The 18,550-nt window shown below is 54.3% G+C and carries 13 protein-coding genes and 2 pseudogenes; 9 read left to right on the top strand and 6 right to left on the bottom strand.

Going from position 1 to position 18,550, the window contains the following annotated elements:
- Window positions 1–58 precede the first annotated feature (58 nt).
- Window positions 59–529 (bottom strand): annotated as a pseudogene (locus WJU22_RS03775) (aminotransferase class I/II-fold pyridoxal phosphate-dependent enzyme); the annotation flags it as partial.
- Between the two features lie 369 nt (window positions 530–898).
- Here WJU22_RS03775 and WJU22_RS03770 point away from each other — a divergent pair.
- The 6 genes from WJU22_RS03770 (at window position 899) to WJU22_RS03745 (ending at window position 7,586) form a co-directional block, all read left to right on the top strand.
- Entirely contained in the window at window positions 899–1,384 is a 486-nt protein-coding gene (locus tag WJU22_RS03770; RefSeq protein ID WP_341841945.1) for an RNA polymerase sigma factor, read from the top strand.
- Between the two features lie 25 nt (window positions 1,385–1,409).
- Window positions 1,410–2,462 carry a hypothetical protein gene (locus tag WJU22_RS03765; protein WP_341841944.1) on the top strand — a complete coding sequence of 351 codons (1,053 nt, stop codon included), beginning with the start codon at window positions 1,410–1,412 and terminating at the stop codon, window positions 2,460–2,462.
- A 32-nt stretch (window positions 2,463–2,494) separates the two neighbouring features.
- On the top strand, window positions 2,495–3,442 hold the full coding sequence (locus WJU22_RS03760) for an outer membrane beta-barrel protein (protein WP_341841943.1): 948 nt from the start codon (window positions 2,495–2,497) through the stop codon (window positions 3,440–3,442).
- 109 nt (window positions 3,443–3,551) lie between these two features.
- The gene (locus tag WJU22_RS03755; protein ID WP_341841942.1) at window positions 3,552–3,884 is read left to right on the top strand and encodes a hypothetical protein; all 333 of its coding nucleotides are present in this window, start codon (window positions 3,552–3,554) and stop codon (window positions 3,882–3,884) included.
- 86 nt (window positions 3,885–3,970) lie between these two features.
- Window positions 3,971–6,910, top strand: coding sequence for a M16 family metallopeptidase (locus WJU22_RS03750; RefSeq protein WP_341841941.1), 2,940 nt, complete (start codon window positions 3,971–3,973; stop codon window positions 6,908–6,910).
- A gap of 121 nt (window positions 6,911–7,031) precedes the next feature.
- Window positions 7,032–7,586 (top strand): L,D-transpeptidase, encoded by a 555-nt coding sequence (locus WJU22_RS03745; protein ID WP_341841940.1) that lies wholly within the window; start codon window positions 7,032–7,034, stop codon window positions 7,584–7,586.
- Between the two features lie 82 nt (window positions 7,587–7,668).
- On the opposite strand, the gene acs is transcribed toward WJU22_RS03745, so the two are convergent.
- The 5 genes from acs to WJU22_RS03720 form a co-directional block, all read right to left on the bottom strand.
- Window positions 7,669–9,582, bottom strand: a complete 1,914-nt coding sequence (acs, locus tag WJU22_RS03740; protein ID WP_341841939.1) for an acetate--CoA ligase — start codon at window positions 9,580–9,582, stop codon at window positions 7,669–7,671.
- 167 nt (window positions 9,583–9,749) lie between these two features.
- Window positions 9,750–10,892, bottom strand: coding sequence for a hypothetical protein (locus WJU22_RS03735; protein ID WP_341841938.1), 1,143 nt, complete (start codon window positions 10,890–10,892; stop codon window positions 9,750–9,752).
- Window positions 10,831–13,359, bottom strand: coding sequence for a mechanosensitive ion channel family protein (locus WJU22_RS03730; RefSeq protein ID WP_341841937.1), 2,529 nt, complete (start codon window positions 13,357–13,359; stop codon window positions 10,831–10,833). Before WJU22_RS03730 ends, WJU22_RS03735 begins: the two co-directional genes overlap by 62 nt.
- A gap of 114 nt (window positions 13,360–13,473) precedes the next feature.
- On the bottom strand, window positions 13,474–13,758 hold the full coding sequence (locus WJU22_RS03725; protein ID WP_341841936.1) for a hypothetical protein: 285 nt from the start codon (window positions 13,756–13,758) through the stop codon (window positions 13,474–13,476).
- 97 nt (window positions 13,759–13,855) lie between these two features.
- The gene (locus WJU22_RS03720; RefSeq protein ID WP_126244610.1) at window positions 13,856–14,098 is read right to left on the bottom strand and encodes a hypothetical protein; all 243 of its coding nucleotides are present in this window, start codon (window positions 14,096–14,098) and stop codon (window positions 13,856–13,858) included.
- A gap of 122 nt (window positions 14,099–14,220) precedes the next feature.
- Between WJU22_RS03720 and WJU22_RS03715 the strand changes: the two genes are divergently transcribed.
- The 3 genes and pseudogenes from WJU22_RS03715 (at window position 14,221) to carB (ending at window position 18,458) form a co-directional block, all read left to right on the top strand.
- Window positions 14,221–14,796 (top strand): helix-turn-helix transcriptional regulator, encoded by a 576-nt coding sequence (locus WJU22_RS03715; protein ID WP_341841935.1) that lies wholly within the window; start codon window positions 14,221–14,223, stop codon window positions 14,794–14,796.
- Between the two features lie 242 nt (window positions 14,797–15,038).
- Window positions 15,039–15,470: a hypothetical protein gene (locus WJU22_RS03710; RefSeq protein WP_341841934.1), complete on the top strand. Its 432-nt coding sequence runs from the start codon at window positions 15,039–15,041 to the stop codon at window positions 15,468–15,470.
- A 172-nt stretch (window positions 15,471–15,642) separates the two neighbouring features.
- Window positions 15,643–18,458, top strand: a pseudogene (gene carB, locus WJU22_RS03705) (carbamoyl-phosphate synthase large subunit).
- Window positions 18,459–18,550 lie beyond the last annotated feature (92 nt).

The raw sequence follows: 18,550 nt of genomic DNA, 5'->3' as shown, positions 1-18,550 counted from the left end.
TGACGATAATGCGGCTGCGGGCGCCTTTGGCTTCCTGGAGCTTGGCTTCCAGGTCGGCCATGTTATTATGTTCGTAGCGGAAGCGCTGTGCTTTGCAGAGGCGGACGCCGTCGATGATGGAGGCGTGATTGAGGGCGTCGGAGATGATGGCGTCCTGTTCGCCGAAGAGTGGCTCGAATACCCCGCCGTTGGCGTCGAAGGCGGCAACATAGAGGATGGTGTCTTCCGTGCCGAGGAATTTGGAGATTTTCTCTTCCAGTTCGCGGTGAATGTCCTGGGTGCCGCAGATGAACCTTACGCTGCTCATGCCGTAGCCATGGGTGTCGATCGCGTCTTTGGCGGCGGCCACAACTTTGGGGTGGGATGAAAGCCCGAGGTAGTTGTTTGCGCAGAGGTTGATGACGGTTTTGCCGTTCACCGTGATCTCGGCGCCCTGCTCGGAAGTGATGATCCTTTCCCGCTTGTACAAGCCGGCGTTATCGATTTCCTCCAGCTCGGTTTGTAAACGTTTTACGAAGTTCTGATTCATGTTGCACCTTTTTTATAGCTCTTGTCTAACAAAGTTAGGGCAATAAATGTATTACGCTTCCTGCGGGCGGAAATGGGGAATCGGCCGCAAGGGAAAAAATTGACGGAGGTGTAACATTTAAATCACGGTTTGCGTCATATAATTATCACAGACGGTTGGATTATGACGAGACGAACTGTTTGCTGGTGCATTCGGCAGGCTTGCTGACATTTTATCTTCCAATAGGGCGTTTTGCGCCAACGGAAGCGTGTGCAGGCTAATCGGGCATCGTGCTTTCCGTAGAATTGTCATAGCGCCGTGGCTGGACCGGGAAAACGGCACTATTCAACAATTTGTCGGAACTTAGCACGCTAAAGAACCTATCGCCGGATGACGGAAAAGGAGTATAACAAATGCGTAGATCTGTACAGCGATAATCTCTTCCGTTTCATCGTGAAGAACCTGGGGCACTCGGAAGATGCCCGGGACGTTGTCCAGAATGCGTTCGAGATATTATGGAAGCACGTTAGTGATGTGCCTTTTGAAAAGGCCAAGAGTTATCTCTTTACCGTAGCTTACCATAATATGATCGACCATGTCCGGAAGGTGAAGCGGGTAACGCTGGTGGAAGAGTTCCGGGAGGAAACGAAAATATCGGACCAGAAGATACATAACGCACGGAGTATCATAGAAAAAGCCCTCGACCGGCTGAGCGACGTACAGCGATCGCTCATCTTGCTGAAGGACTATGAAGGGTACAGTTACGATGAGATCGGCGAAATCATGCAGCTCAACGCCTCGCAGGTAAAAGTATATCTACACCGGGCCAGGGCGCATCTCAAGGAATATCTCGTGAAAATGGAAAACGTGATTTAGTCAAGGTATTCAAAATCAGAACTTTATGTCAGTCGACATTCACATATCGAACTACGAGGAGTATCTCTACAGTTATGTAGACGGCGAGCTGAATCCCGAAGAAGCCGCTGCCCTGGAGGCTTTTGTGGCTGCCAACCCGCGCGTGCGCGCCGAGCTCGATCAGCTGCTGGCCACCAAACTGCCGGTACCCGGCCCCGTGTTCGACGGCAAAGCCGCCCTTTACCGGCAATCCGCCGCTCCCGAAAGAAATTACGAAACCGTTCTGCTCGAATATATCGACGGCGAACTGTCCGCCGCGGAAGTCAACGCCCTGGAAGCCTTTATGGACGAGCATCCCGCCCTGCGCGCGGAGCTGGCCGTTTGGCAAAAGGCCCGCCTGCAGCCAGACCCCGCGGTATCCTTCGGCGACAAATCCACCCTCTACCGCCATGCCGAAAAGCAGCGCGTGGTACGGATGGACCGTCGCTACTGGTGGGCCGCCGCCGCCATGCTGGCCGGTTCCCTCTTCCTGCTGCGCAACTCCTTCCGCCAGGACGACGCCGCGCCCGCAACCCAGCCCATGGCCGTAACGCAGCCCGCCGCGCCTTCCGCGCAACCGGACGCAACGCCGGTAGTGCCGCAGGCCGCGGAAACACTTCCGGCTTCTCCGGAGAAAGCCGCTGCGCTGGCAGACGCCGGCATTCAGCCGCGTAACACCGCGAATGCCACGAAGCAACGCCCGGCGGCTACAGCCGTTTCGCCCGAGAAAGACGTTAAAGTGAACGAACCTGCCGACGCAACGCCCGCGGCTTCCAATACCCTGCTCGCGCTCAACACCATCGACCGGCCGGCCCCGCGGCCCGAAGCGGCTTCGGTGAACGCCAGCATTTCCGGTGCAGCGGCAGGAATTAAAGCGCCGGAAGCGGCACCCGTCAAAACGTCGATCGACGTGCAGCATACTGCATCCCTGGCTACGGCGGCGCCCGAGCCGCCCGGCGAGCTGATCATGTCGGTGACGGGGAACGGGCTCGAAAGCAAGGTGCTGGACAAAGTGACGAACGTGGCCCGCATCTTCGCCAAAAAACGGAATAACAGATAACATCCAACTAACCGGTTAAACGGTATAGATATATGAAGTGTAAAATTTTACTCAGTTGCTTACTGGTCTTCGTTTCTGCCGCCGCGCTCGCGCAAAGGCAGGCTGCGATCGATACCATTCAGATCAAGGGGCTGGTGATCGTCAAAGGCAGGAATGCCGAAGGGAAGAACGTGTTCAGGGCTTACCAGGATACGGGATATGCCCGCCAGAAGCTGAAAAAGAACCTCCACACCCGCTGGCTCGTGTTCGACGTGGGTTTCAATAACTATCGCGACGAGAGCGATTACAACGGCGCGGCCATCGTGTCTTTGCACCCGGCCAATAATTCCGGTTTCCTGGGATCGTCTTACGCCAGTCCTGTTTATTATGACAAGAGCTTCGATTATTCCGGTGCGGCGTTGAACAGCTTTGCTCCGCGGATGGCGAGCCAGCCGCTGACGCCTTCCGAGTTCAAGCTGATCCCCGGGAAGTCGATGAACGTGAATATCTGGGTCATCATGCAGAAGCTGAACCTGTACAAGCATAAGATCAATTTGATCTATGCGGCAGGCCTGGAGATGAATAATTACCGTTTCGCGCGGAACATCAGCTATGTACCGGGTTACCCGACCACGATCATCCGCGATACGGTGAACTTTTCGAAGAACAAGTTGTTTGTAGAGTATCTGTCCGTTCCATTGATGCTGAACTATACAGCCAATCCCGCGCGCCCGAACCGGTCTTTCAAGATGAGCATGGGCGTTCAGGGCGGGTACCTGTTGAAGGCACGCACCAAACAGATCAGTGAGGAGAGAGGCAAGGAAAGATTGACAGACGAATTCAGCCTGAACAAATGGCGTTTTGCGCTGACCGGCGAATTAGGTTACGGCCCTGTTAAATTATATAGCAATTTCGCACTCACCCCCTTCACGAGTATGGGCTCGAGCAGTATCCATTTTCAGTTGGTTTTAGGTTTAACGGATTCTAATTTGTACATTTAAGGCCGAGAAAACTGAAATCACGGAAACTTGGCGTTGTCGGGAAAATGGCAAAGCGACCCGGCAGACGTATCCTATAAAACTGACTAAAACTCCCAAAAAGTAGAGAAGTATGCGTTCTATCCTGATGTTTCTTGTAGTGGTTGGAGGAATCGTGACCATGCATGCAAGCAATCTGAAGTTACCGGATGCCCCAAATGCACCCACAACCGGAGGAAACTCGGACGTTTCTATTCCCGGCAGTGCCAAAGCATTGCCCGCTCCCGATGCTTCCGAATCGGTGGTATACATGCCAGACAGCGTTTTTCATGTTTATCGCGATCACAATCTTTTCGTTACCGATCATTATCACGTGCTGTACGTGAAGACCGACACGGTATTCCTCACTACCCAAAGCCCGGAGAGCCATCGCAAGGTGATGGCCACGAACGTTTTGTTCCGGTAATCCTTTCGAGCGGAAATATTCCGGTTACGCCGTGCTTGCTTGGCGCAGGGTTCGTTATATTTGGCGGATAAAACACCAACCGCCTTATGAGAAAAATGTTTCTGCTCCTGGTATCGGCCACTATGCTGGTTCAGGCAGCCTTTTCGCAGAGCGCTCCACCGGTATGGAAAGAAGCCCAGTCCGGCGGCTACAAGTACCGCTTTATTCCCGGAGACCCGATGCAGGCCCGGTTTTACACCCTCTCCAACGGCTTGACCGTTATCCTCAGCGTTAACAAGAAAGATCCCCGCATCCAGACGCTCATCGGCGTCAGGGCCGGCTCCAACAGCGACCCAGCCACCCACACCGGCCTCGCGCATTACCTGGAACACCTCCTGTTCAAAGGCACCTCCAAATTCGGCAGCCTCGATTGGGCAAAGGAAAAACCCCTGCTCGACAATATCGAAAAACTGTACGATACCTATAACCGCACCACCGACGAAGCCAAACGGAAAGCCATCTACCGGCAGATCGACAGCGTTTCCGGCGTTGCGGCCACCTTCGCCATCGCCAACGAGTACGATAAAATGATGACGAACATGGGCGCCCAGGGCACCAACGCCCACACCTGGGTCGAAGAAACCGTGTACCAGGAAGATATTCCCTCCACCGCCGTCGACAAGTTCCTCGCCGTACAGGCAGAACGCTTCCGCGACCCCCAGTTCCGCATCTTCCACACCGAGCTCGAAGCCGTGTATGAAGAAAAGAACCGCGGGCTGGACAACGACGGCCGGAAGATGTACGAAACTTCCCTCACCGCGCTGTTCCCCACCCACAACTACGGCCAGCAATCCACCATCGGTACCATCGAGCACCTGAAGAACCCCTCGCTCATCGAGATCCGCAAGTTCTACAACAAGTACTACGTACCGAACAACATGGCCATCATCTTCGCCGGAGACTTTGATCCGGATTACGTGATCCGTAAGGTAGACGCGGCTTTCAGCTACATGAAGCCCAAGCCCGTTACCGAATACACCGGCCCGAAAGAGCACCCCATCACCCAACCCATCGTGAAGGAAGTGTTCGGGCCCGATGCCGAAAATATCAGCCTCGCATTCCGCATGCCGGGCGCAACAGACACCCGCAACACCGTGCTCCTCAATGTGGTGGCCTACGTCCTGTCTAACGGCAAAGCCGGTCTGCTCGATCTCAACCTCAACCAGCAACAGAAACTCCTCCGCGCATCCATCAGCCTCTATCCCTGGAAAGACTATTCCGTGTTTTCGCTCAACGGCCGCGCCAAGCAAGACCAGTCGCTGGATGACGTGAAAGATCTCCTGCTGTCGCAGCTCACCGCGCTCCGCAACGGCGATTTCGACGAATCCCTCATCAAGGCGATCGTCAATAACATCAAGCTGGACGAAATACAGGGGCTCGAATCCAACGAAACCCGCGCCAATTCCCTCATGGACGCGTTCATCAAACACCGCGGCCAAAACTGGAATTACGACGTGGGCATGATCGACGCCATGAGCAAAGTGACCAAAAAAGACATCACCGACTTTGCCAACAAGTTCCTGACCAACAATTACGTGTTGCTCTACAAACGCAAAGGCGAAGACAAGGATATCGCGAAAGTAGACAAGCCGCCGATCACGCCCGTAGCCGTGAACCGCGACGCGCAATCCGACTTCCTGAAGAAAGTGGCCGCCATGCCCGAAACGCCCGTGCAGCCGCTCTGGCTCGATTTCCAGAAAGATATCCAGAAAGGCAAGGCCGGCCCCGCGGAACTGCTGTATGTGCAGAACAAGGATAACAGCCTTTTCCGCCTCCACTACCGTTTCGACATGGGCAACTTCTCCGACCGCCAGCTCGGCATGGCGCTGGAATACCTGAAGCTCGCCGGCACCGATAAATTCACGTCGGAAGACATCAGCAAGCAATTCTACCAGATCGCGTGCAACTTTTCCGTGAACGTGGAAAACGAGGAAACAACCGTAACGCTTTCCGGTCTCCAGGAAAATTTCGATAAAGCCGTGGCCCTGTTCGATCATTTGCTGACGCAGTGCAAGGCAGACGAAAAAGTGCTCACCGGGCTGAAGAACCGCATGCTGAAATCGCGTGCAGACAACAAGTTGAACAAGGCGTCGATCCTCCGCGGGCTGCGCAGCTACGCAACCTACGGGGCTAAAAATCCCTTCAACCTGCAACTCAGCAACGAAGAGCTGAACGCGCTGACGGCCGAAGGGCTGGTGCAACAACTGCACGACCTTTCCAACATCCGCCACTCCGTGATTTATTACGGTCCGGCTACGATGGCGAGCGTTTCCGGAGACGTGGCGCGCCTGCATAAACAACCGGCTGCTTTCAAGGATGCGAAACCGGCCGCGGCGTTTACCCGCACGGTGAACACCGGCAACAAAGTGCTGTTTGCCGATTACGATATGGTACAGGCCGAAGTGAACTGGGTGCGCAATACCGATGGGTACGACGCTTCCCGCACCGCGGTGGTTGACCTTTACAACAACTATTTCGGTTACGGGATGGGCTCCATCGTGTTCCAGACCATCCGCGAATCCAAGGCGCTGGCGTATTCTACGTATGCATTTTACGCTTCGCCCGTGAAGAAGGACGATAAATATTCCATGCTCGCGTATGTAGGCAGCCAGGCAGACAAGATCAACGAAGCGATCGTGGGAATGAACGAGCTGCTGACCACACTTCCCGAATCCGATAAGGCGTTCGAAACGGCGCGGAGCAGCATGCGGAAAGGTATTGAAACCGAGCGCATCACGCAAGACGGTATCGTGTTCAATTACCTGGGCGCCCTCAAGCTGGGGCTCAATTCCGATATTCGCAAATCCGTGTACGAGCGCGCCGGCCAGCTGAAATTCAGCGACCTGCAACAGCTTCACCAAACGGAGGTTTCGGGTAAACCTTACACTTATTGCATCGTGGCGTCGGAGAAAAGACTGGCGGCCGACGATCTGAAGAAATACGGCGATGTACAGAAACTTTCCCTCGAAGAAATTTTCGGTTACTGATCCGCATTGATAATAAATCACTTGAAAGAGCGCCCCCGGGCGCTCTTTTTCGTTTGCACAATATTGGAATCGTTCACGCGTTAAACGGAAAGACATAAACTGAATAACCGACTGTATATCCATGTGGCGAATTTGCTGTCTGATCCTCCTGTTGCCGCTTTTCGCGTTTGAGCACAACTACGCTGACCTTTACACCGTCCGGCTGGACCCGTCCCGCATCGATGCGGACAAAGTTTTCCTCCTGGTCGATAAAAGTGATTACCGCATGTATGTGTATGAAGATGTTACGCTGATCAAAATCTACAAAGTGGTTTTTGGCAGCAATGATCAGTCAGACAAGTTGGTGGAGGGCGACAAGCGCACGCCCAACGGCACGTTCCGTATTCAGCAGAAGCGGGTCGACGGGCGCTGGAGCCGGTTTATGTTGCTGGATTATCCGAACAGCGAGTCGTACGAAAAGCACGGGCGCCGAGTGAATGCGGGGCAGGTAAGGTCTGATGCGAGCCTTGGTGGCGGCATCGGGATTCATGGGGTGGAGAGTGCATCGGGCATTCTGGATTATTATGTAGACCGGCGCATCAACTGGACGTTGGGTTGCGTCAGCCTGAAAAACGGGGACATCAACGAAATTTACAACGTCGTGAAGGTGGGAACGCCCGTCGTGATCCGCCCGTAAAATACGTAACCACGTTAACCATATAAAAAGAAAGAGGGATACAATGCGTATCCCTCTTTTCGTTTGCGTATCTGCGAATGAATTACAGTTTTCCGAGTTTGATTTCCTCCACAACGGCAGGGTCTAGCAGGGTAGACGTGTCGCCGAGATTTTCGAGTTCGCCTTCGGCGATTTTGCGGAGGATGCGGCGCATGATTTTGCCCGAGCGTGTTTTCGGCAGGCCGCTCACGAACTGGATTTTGTCCGGTTTCGCGATGGGGCCGATGATGCGGGCAACGGTCTGCATGATATCTTTTTTCGTAAGCTCGGGATCTTTTACGTGCAGTTCGGAGATGACGTAAGCGTAGATGCCCTGGCCTTTGATATCGTGCGGATAGCCTACCACGGCGCTTTCCACGACGCCGGCGTGCATGTTGATGGCGTTTTCCACTTCTGCGGTGCCGATGCGGTGGCCGCTCACGTTGAGCACATCGTCTACGCGGCCGGTGATGCGGTAAAATCCGTCTTCGTCGCGCAGACAGCCGTCGCCGGTGAAGTAGAGATTATCGTACGTAGAGAAGTAGGTGGTGCGGCAGCGTTCGTGATCGCCGTAGGTGGTGCGGATCATGCCGGGCCAGGGGAACTTGATGCAGAGGTTGCCGTTCACGCCGTTGCCGGTGATTTCCTGGCCGTTTTCATCCACGAGCACGGGCTGGATGCCGGGCAGCGGGAGGGTGGCGTAACCTGGTTTTTCCGGGGTGATGCCGGCGATGGGGGCGATCATGATGCCGCCTGTTTCGGTTTGCCACCAGGTGTCGGTGATGGGGCATCTGCCTTTACCGATCTGGTCTTTATACCAATGCCAGGCTTCCTCGTTGATGGGCTCGCCCACGGTGCCGAGGGTGGTGAGGGAGCTGAGGTCTTTATGGTTGACCGGCCCGAGCCCGAAGCCCATGAGGCTGCGAATGGCGGTGGGCGCGGTGTAGAGCACGTTTACACGGTATTTGTCGACGATGTCCCAGAAGCGGCCGGCGTCCGGGTAAGTGGGAACGCCTTCGAACATGAGTGTGGTGGCGCCTGCGCTGAGAGGGCCGTACACGATGTAGGAGTGACCGGTGATCCAGCCGATGTCTGCCGTGCAGAAAAATACCTGGCCGGGTTTATATTGGAACGAATTGATGAAGGTGTAGTTGGCGTAAACCATGTAGCCGGCGCAGGTGTGCACCACGCCTTTGGGCTTGCCGGTGGAGCCGGAAGTGTAGAGGATGAAGAGCATGTCTTCAGCATCCATTTCTTCGGCGGGAACGGGCGGGTTGCCTTGTGTTTCCACGGCTTTGATCTCGTCTTCCCACCACACGTCGCGGCCTTTGAGCATGGAAACCGGGGTGCGGGTGCGGGTGCAGACGATCACTTTTTTAACGGACGGACAAGCCATAAGGGCATCGTCTATCACGGATTTGAGCGGAATGTCTTTTGCGCCGCGGAAAGCCCCGTCGCAGGTAATTACCAGGGAAGCCTGGGCGTCCTGGATACGGTCGGCGATCGACTGTGCGGAGAAGCCGCCGAAAACCACCGAGTGGATGGCGCCGATGCGGGCGCAGGCCAGTACGGCGATGGCGAGCTCGGGGATCATCCCCATATAAATACAAACACGGTCGCCTTTCTTCACGCCGTTATTTTTCAGCACATTGGCGAACTGGCAAACCTTATTGTACAATTCACGGTAAGTAAGGATGCGATGGCGCTCCTCCGGATCGTTGGGCTCCCAGATGATGGCGGGCTGATTGCCCAGGGTGCCCAGGTGCCTGTCGAGACAATTTTCGGTAATGTTCAGCTTCGCGCCGGTGAACCATTTTACGTCCGGTTGCTTGAAATCCCATTCCAGCACCTTATCCCATTTGCGGCGCCAGTAAAAATGGTCCGCCACATTGGCCCAGAATCCCTCCGGATCCGTAACACTGTGCTGCCAGGCCTGCTTGTATTCGTCAAAACTCTTGAGTTGGTACGGGTACGACATGATACCAGATAGATTAAAATGTTTTTAACAGTTTTTTTAACGGGCCTTAAATTTAAACAATTAAGTTTGAACAATATCAAATAATGATCAAATAACATTGGAATTGGTTCAATAACGACGAACGCCCGGCTTCTCGGCCGGGCGTTCGTATTTCGCTGAAACGCTTGTTACTGGAGGGTTTTGACCCGCTCTTTCACATACGTGTGGATATCGGTTTCGTTTTTGGTTTCGGGCTTGGCGCTCTTCAGGTAAAGCTGGTAGTGCCTTTTGGCCTTATGCGGGTCTTGCATATGCTGGTCGTAAATCCGCGCGATACCGTACTGGCGCATGGGTTGTTTGAAAAGGAAATACGCCGTGTCATAATAATTGATCGCCGCACGGTAATTCTTCATCTTCTCGTAGTTATCCGCCATGGTGGCGTAGTAGCTGTCGAGGGATTTGGACTTTGCCGAAGCGATGCATTCCAACAGTAACTGGTTGCTTTTTTCATACTGCTTCATTTCTGCGTAAGACAGTGCCGCGTAATACTTCACGAATTCCGGCGTTTCACCCAGCAGTTCCGCCATAAAATCCGCCACCCGCACGCAACTGTCATATTCCTTCATTCTGTAATAAGCACCGGCGAGGTAACTGTAGGCGATCGGGGCAAAAGCGCGTTGTTCCATGATTTGCCGGCCATAACGGCGCGCATCGGAGAACCGGTCGAGCAGGTAAGAAGATTTAACGAGTTTGGTATTGACGTTGATATTCGTACTGTCCGACTGGTAAAACTTTTTCAACAAGCTGTCTGCCCGGCCATACTCATCCCTCCCCATATATTCATCCGCGATGAAAACGACCACGCCGGGGTCTTGCGGATTGATGGCGTAAGCTTTTTCCATATAAACGGAGGCGGAGTCCTGCATACCCGTCACGTTTGTGCAGGCGCGGGCGAGCTGTTTCCAGCTGTTGGCGTTGTTCGGCCGCAATTCGGCGATGCGCAGGAAATGGGTAATGGCCATCGTATATTTTTGCGCCTGCACGGCGATATTGCCCAGCTGCTGGTTAGCCGTAATGTGGTTGGAATCGATGTCAAGAATGAGTTTGTAGTAGTGGGCGGCTTCTGTCAGTTGCGCGTTCTGGTAGTAGGCATTGGCGAGGATCACCAGCCCGTTGGGTTGCTTCGGCTGCACCGTTTTCTCCATATACCGGATCACTTGTTCAAATTCCTGGTTCTGGAGATAGCCCATCAGCAAATCATTGTCAACTTTATCCTGCGCGGAAGCACCGCCGCAAATCACTACGGAAAGGAGCGTAAATAGGAATCGCATAAGCGTGGATTTTTCCTAAAACTAAGAATTTAGTTGATAAGTAAAAGTTAAAATTTTCAAGGGGTGGATGGGGGGAAGGTGCAGCCGGGGAATCGCCTCCGCTTCTGATATGCACATCCTGCTGTGGGAAGGGTATCTCTACGCCGTGGCTGTTCATCGACTCATATATTTCCCGCAACAGTTCGGATTTGACCGTCAGTCCCACGGCGATGTCGGTCCAGAAAAGCAGCCTGAAATCCACCGAGCTGTCATTCAGCAGATGTATCACGACCAGCGGCGCCGGCAATTGCTGGATGTCTTTTTGCGTCTTGATGGCCGCTTCCAGCAACGATTGCACCTGCTTCAGATCCGAACCATAACCCACGCCCACGATCAGTTCGCTGCGCTTCAGCTGGGTGGTGAGCGTCCAGTTGGTGATGTGCTGGGAAAGGAGGTCGCCATTCGGGACGATCACCACCGATCCCTCCACCGTCGCGATTTTACTGGCCCTGATCCCGATTTCCTTTACCGTTCCGGATTGCGTCCCGATATCTACCACGTCCCCGATCTCCACCGGCTTTTCGAAAGCCAGGATCACCCCGGAAACGAGGTTGTTCACGATGTTCTGCAAGCCGAAACCGATGCCGACGCTCAGCGCGCCGATGATGATCGTGAGCTTGTCCATCGGTATCCCCGACGCCGTGAATGCGAGTAAAATGCCCGCGCCCAGCACGCCGAGCCGGATAAGCAGCACGGCGCTGTTCCAGCGGTTCTTCTTCACGGAGCCGGAGCCGTCCTGGTGCCCGAAGATGAACATCATCACTTTACTGATCTGGAACGCGACCCAGATCACCGCGATGAAAATGAAAATGCTGGAAAAGCTGAATGTGGTGTTGCCCAGCTTGCGGTCTGCTTCCAGGAAGGCGAGCACCGTGTCGCGGATGATGCCGTAAATATTGAGGTTGCGCAACAGGATGGCGAACCAGGCCACCGCCGCCAGGAGGTAGAGGGTAGACCGGAGGCTTTCGCGGATGCGGTTGAAATCGAGGAACGCCGCGAACCGGCTGTTGGATTTGCTGGCTTCCAGGTGCAGGTAAAACGTTTCGAACAGCAACTGCACGAGCACCACGAGCGCCTGTGCGGAGATGAGGCCGAACACGGCGCTGATGCCGAAGAATTTGGCCAGCATCACCCGCCCGAAGATATTGGCGAACATCGCGGCGATCATCATGGCCATGGCGAGGTATACCACCAGGCGGGTGTATTCCGGCCAGTTGTAGGCGGTTTCCTGTTCCTGCCTTTTCAAAAACCGCCAGCAAACGAACAGCATGGCCGCCTGCAGACCAAATTGCGCCCACCGTTCCGTGAAAGAGCTTTGGAGCAGGAGGTTCAGGAGTGCGTAGCCCACGTACACGGCCAGCATCGTGCCCCACAGCCAGCGCATCCACACGGGCATGTCGCGCGTTTGCAGGAGGCCTACGCAAATGGCCAGCACGGTCCACAACATCACCATGAAAATGATCGGCGGGTTGGTGTAGAGGAAAGGCCCGAGCGTGAGGATGAAAATGAGCGAGGTGAGCAGAGGTTGGCGCGCGGCGAAGCGCGTATTCCCGAAGATGCCTTTTTTATCGTGATGATATTTTTTGATGCGGTAAATACTGGCCAGCAGCCATCCGAAATAAGCGAGGAACAGGGCGAGGTTGAGCAGGTGAACGTCCCAGTTGTAGCGGAGGTAAAACGTGAACACGCGGTGGGTGGCGAGGATGGAACCTTCCATTACCTGCGGGAAACTGTTTTCGTAATCGGCCGGCCGTGCGTTCCAGAGGTCTTTTTCCTCGCGTTTCCAGATGTTGCGCTGGGCGGTTTTGAGTTTGAAGTCGACTTCGTCGAGCATATCGGTGATGGCGATATAATTCATGGCCACGCGGTTTTGCAGGAGGCCGAGGCGGAGGAGGCTGTTGCGGTTGGCGGTGTCTGCCTGCAGCCATTTGCGGTTGAGTTGCGACAGCTGGTTGACGTACAGCGATTGCAGGCTGGGGTCTTTGGGCAGGCGTTCGAGCACTGTGTCGTGGAGGATTTGGTTGATTTCGCCGCTCATATCCGTCACTGCGCGGCTATAGGAGGAAAGCGATTGTTGCCACCGGTTGTGGGTTTGTTCCATTTCGAGGAGGATAACCTGGAGGGCGTTGAGGCTCCTGATATTGAGGGCGCGGGGATTGGTGAGGATGCCGGTGTGGAGGATTTTGACGAGGCGTTCCGATTCCGGGAGCTGGGCGGAAATCTCCGTGGTGTCGAACCCGCGGCGGAGGGTGTTGTTGACGCGGTTGAGCATTTTGGTGATGTTTTCGACGCGCTGGACGGCGTCCGTCACCACCGTATCGGAAGTTTTCTGCTTTGCGTCGGGCGTGATGGGGACCTGGACCGACTGTGCGCCGGCTGCTGTGCCGAACAGGATGAAGCAAAGGAGCGTGTAAACTCGGATAATCATGCCAATGGGTTGTATTGGAAAGTTAACTGAAATGTTGACGCTTCGGTTCATTTCCGGGCATAAAAAAAGGGCCCGAAGGCCCGGTTAGGTTGTGTAAAAGTTGATAGCGTGCGATCATTGGGGCGCGTCGGGCGCCATGGCGATCATCATCACCGTATTGTCTACCGGTGCTTCCAGGGTCATTTCCTGGTAAGTGAGGGTAGCGTACCCTTTTTGGCGGGTAACGTCCAGCCGGTGCACATCGTGCCCGGGTAGGAAATACGATTCCTGGCCGTGAACGGTGACGGTGACATGCGAGATGTTCCGCCCCTCCTGGCGGTGGAGGTCGCTCAGGAAGCGGGAGATCGTGGTGTAGATGGGCTGATCTTCAGGGCCGGATGGCGGCATGTGTAATGGCATGGCTCTCGGTTTTTGGGTGTTTGACAATGGTTCCGCCGGGCGGGCGGAGGGTTATTGCAATGACGGTTCAAAATGGCCCAAAACGGCCTGCCGGGCGTTAACGTTTCCGGAATCGGTTGCTCACGCTGGCAACGTTTTTCAGTAGTTTGTCGCCCACGGAAATGATCTTGTCCCGTTCGGCGTTACTGATCGGGTAAGCTCCTTTGGCTTTCCGGTAAAAAGTGGCATTGCTCCATCCGCATTCACTGCAGACGTGGTCCCGGAACGATTTTGGTAGCTGAACGAGCTCACTGTGCAGGTATACCAAAAGGTTGTGGGATGAAATCGGCGACGTTTCCATGCAAAAAATTTTATCATTTTGATTGATTCTGGCACAAAATGTCAATAAAAATGTTATATTGATATTGTCTGTATCACATTTTATATTGACAACGATTACAAGTATACCAAAATATCTTTACATTGGAGTCGGTTTCAAAAAATATAATTCACGAAGGTGCGCGGCTCAAGCAGATCGTGCGGGACCGGGGTTTGAAGATCCTGGACTTCGCCAGGCAGGCCGGTTTCAGCAACCAGATCGCGCATTATTATTTCCGCAAGGAGGCCATCAAGCGGTCTACCCTGCTGGAGTTCTGCACAATGTTGGGCATCAGCCTCGATGAATTTTACGGGTGGACGCATCCGCGCCGCGCGCTTCCCCAGCCTTTGCAGGACCTTCACCACGGCCACCGGCTGGACGCCCTTATCGAAGAAAAAGGGTTGAACAAAACGCGCCTCGCCAACCGCATGGCACTCAGCAGGCGGGCGCTGTACAACCTGCTGGATAAGCCCGCTTTCACGGGCGATCAGCTCAAAAAAGTCTGCCAGGTACTGGAAATCAGTCAGAAAGAATTCCTTGGCGGTGCGGTAGACGATGACGGGGCGGAACTGGCGGAAACGGAAACCTGGAAAGATAAATACTATAAACTCCTGGAAGATTATAACCAGGCACTGCTCGAAATTGCCCGGCTCCGGGAAGGCGCATCGGCCGCATCCTGATAAAAAAGATGCTGCCACCTGATGGGGCAGCAGCATCTCCAGGGTTTCACAGGTCAGGAACTTGAGGGCTTGATGTTAACAAATCACAGACGAATACGATAGCTAATTACCCCACAAAAGTATTGGCGCCATGTTACTTGAATATGGCGGATCGGGAAAATTTTCACCGCGATGAGGAAAAAAGAACGGATTTACATATATTAGCAATCCTATATCTGTAAAACGAATCTATCCCTCGAACTATGAAACACTGCCTATTCGCCATGGCCATGTGCCTCATCCTGCTGGTGGGGAAAGCTCAGCAGGCATCCGCTCCCGAAGTAAAAGAATTTGAAACGTTCTGGAGGAAGGTGCACGCCGCCATCATGAAAAAAGACTTCCCCGCCGTGTCCGGCTACATCGAATTCCCCCTCGTTGTCCGCAAAAGCATCTCCGATACGGCCGTTTCCACCGTTTCCGCAAAAGATTTCGCGACTTTTTTCAACGGCTATCTCGAAATGCCCGCCCGCGATCAGTTCATCAACAAGTACGGACTCCTGAAATCCCGCCGCGATCTGAGCGACGACGACAAGTCCATGATCTCCGAAGATTCCGCCACCATGGAAGATTTCGAGTTCCAAAAAGTAGACGGACAGTGGAAACTGGTATACGTTTACGCGACCGTCGGGGAATGATCTGATCGTATTTTCACATATAAATTAAATCGCTACCGAGAAATTTTACACGGCATCTTCTAATTTTTTGAAGGGAAAAACAATTATTCCCTTAATTTTGCACGATTTTTTATGCGCTGAATTCGCACGGGAAATCGGATGGTTTTTCATTAAAAAACAGCTAATAACGAAGATGCCCAAAGACACATCAATCAAATCGGTCCTCATTATCGGTTCCGGTCCCATTATTATCGGTCAGGCTTGCGAATTTGACTATTCCGGCTCCCAGGCGGCCCGCTCCCTGCGGGAAGAAGGGATCAAGGTAATACTCATCAACTCCAATCCGGCCACGATCATGACCGACCCCATGATGGCCGACAAGGTTTATCTGTTGCCGCTCACCGTCGAAAGTATCGAGCAGATCCTGGAAGAGAATGACATCGACGCCGTGCTCCCCACCATGGGCGGCCAGACGGCGCTGAACCTTTGTAAGGAAGTGGACGAACTGGGCATCTGGGAAAAATTCAACGTCCGCCTCATCGGGGTAGACATCAAGGCGATCGATAAAGCCGAAGACCGCGAACAGTTCCGCCAGTGGATGATTCAGATCGGGATCCCCGTTGCGGAAGCCCGCACGGCCAACTCCCTCCTCGAAGGCAAGGAATTTGCCCAGGAAATCGGGTTCCCCCTCGTTATCCGTCCCAGCTTCACCCTCGGTGGCACCGGCGGCGGTTTCGTGCACGATAAGGACGAGCTCGACGAAAAGCTCGACCGCGGCCTCAAAGCCTCCCCGTTCATGAAGTGCTCGTGGAAAAGGCAGTGCTCGGCTGGAAGGAATACGAACTGGAACTGCTGCGCGACAGCAACGATAACGTGGTGATCATCTGTACCGTGGAGAACCTCGACCCCATGGGCGTGCACACCGGAGATTCCATCACCGTGGCCCCGGCCATGACGCTCTCCGACACCGCGTTCCAGGACATGCGCAACAAAGCCATCATGATGATGCGCGACCTCGGCAACTTCGCCGGCGGCTGTAACGTTCAGTTCGCCATGAACCCCGAGAACGAAGAGCTCATCGCCATCGAGATCAACCCCCGCGTATCCCGCTCATCCGCCCTCGCGTCCAAAGCAACCGGGTACCCCATCGCCAAGATCGCTTCCAAACTCGCCATCGGCTACACGCTCGACGAACTGGAAAACCAGATCACCCGCACCACCTCCGCCTACTTCGAACCCGCGCTCGACTACGTAATAGTAAAAATGCCGCGCTGGAACTTCGACAAGTTCAAAGGCGCAGACGATACCCTCGGCCTCCAGATGAAATCCGTTGGCGAGGTAATGTCTATCGGCAGGACCTTCACCGAAGCCATCCAGAAAGCCTGCCAGTCGCTCGAAAACGATGCCGTAGGCCTCGGTTACTACGGTAAATCCCTCATGAAAAGCGACGCACTGCTGGAAAAACTGAAGCGCCCCACCTGGGACCGCATCTTCCGCATCAAAGACGCGCTCATGGAAGGCGTTTCCGTGAAATCCATCCACCAGGCCACACAGATCGACCGCTGGTTCCTGCACCAGATCAACGATATCGTGACCCTGGAGAAGCAGCTCATGGAGCACGACCTCGACTCCGTGCCCCTGCACCTGCTGAAAGAAGCCAAGCAAATGGGCTTCTCCGACAAACAGCTCGCCCTCATCTTCACCAACTGCGAAGAAGACGAAGTATACGAGAAACGCAAGGCCGCCGGCATCGTGCGCACCTATAAAATGGTAGACACCTGCGCCGCCGAGTTCGAAGCGAAAACACCTTATTTCTACTCCACTTTCGATACCGAAAACGAATCCATCCCTTCCGACAAGAAGAAAGTGATCGTGCTCGGTTCCGGCCCCAACCGCATCGGCCAGGGCATCGAATTCGACTATTGCTGCACCCATGGCCTCCAGGCCATCCAGGAATCCGGGTACGAAGCCATCATGGTGAACTGTAACCCGGAAACCGTTTCCACCGACTTCGACATGGCCGACAAGCTGTACTTCGAGCCGGTATACTGGGAGCACCTCTGGGAGATCATCGAACTGGAAAAACCCGAAGGCGTGATCGTGCAGCTGGGTGGCCAGACCGCCCTGAAACTGGCCAAACGCCTCACCGAAAAAGGCGTCCGCATCATCGGCACCTCTTTCGATAACATGGACATCGCCGAAGACCGCGGCCGGTTCTCCGACCTGCTGAAAGACCTCGGCATCCCGTACCCCAAATACGGTACCGCTTACAATACAGACGACGCCATCGAAGTGGCGAAGGAAGTTGGTTACCCCGTACTGGTACGCCCCTCCTACGTTTTGGGCGGTCAGCGCATGCGGATCGTCATCAACGAAGATGAACTGGAACAATCGGTGCTCAGCCTGCTGAAACACCTGCCCGGCAATAAAATCCTCATCGACCACTTCCTCGACCGTTGCCAGGAAGCCGAGATCGACGCGATCTTCGACGGTGAGAATTTCCATGTGATGGGCGTGATGGAGCACATCGAGCCCGCAGGTATCCACTCCGGCGACTCCAACGCCGTGCTGCCCGCTTTCAACCTCACCGGCCTCGTGGTGACCACCATGGAATATTATGCGGAAAAGATCGCCCGTGCGCTCGATATCCGCGGACTCATCAATATCCAGTTCGCCATCAAAGACGGTAACGTGTTCGTGATCGAAGCCAATCCGCGCGCTTCCCGTACCACGCCGTTCATCGCCAAGGCGTACCAGGTGCCTTACCTGAACATCGCCACCAAAGTGATGCTGGGCGCCAACAAGCTCACGGATTTCACCATCAAGAAGAACCTCAAGGGTTATGCGATCAAGGAACCGGTGTTCTCCTTCAACAAGTTCCCGGGCGTGAACAAGGAGCTCGGCCCTGAGATGAAATCTACCGGCGAAGCCATCCGTTTCATCAAAGACCTCCGCGATCCTTACTTCCGGACTTTGTACAAAGAAAGAAGCATGCACCTCAGCAAATAAGAGGTGGCAAATCATATGAAAAACCGCACCAGGCAACTGGTGCGGTTTTTTTGTGCGCAAAATCTCCGAAAATCGGAGAAACCCGGTTTGGC

Source organism: Chitinophaga caseinilytica (assembly GCF_038396765.1).
Classification (GTDB): Bacteria; Bacteroidota; Bacteroidia; order Chitinophagales; family Chitinophagaceae; genus Chitinophaga; species Chitinophaga caseinilytica.
The sequence above is the reverse complement of the archived record's forward strand: the minus strand, read 5'-3'. Positions and strand labels throughout refer to the sequence as shown.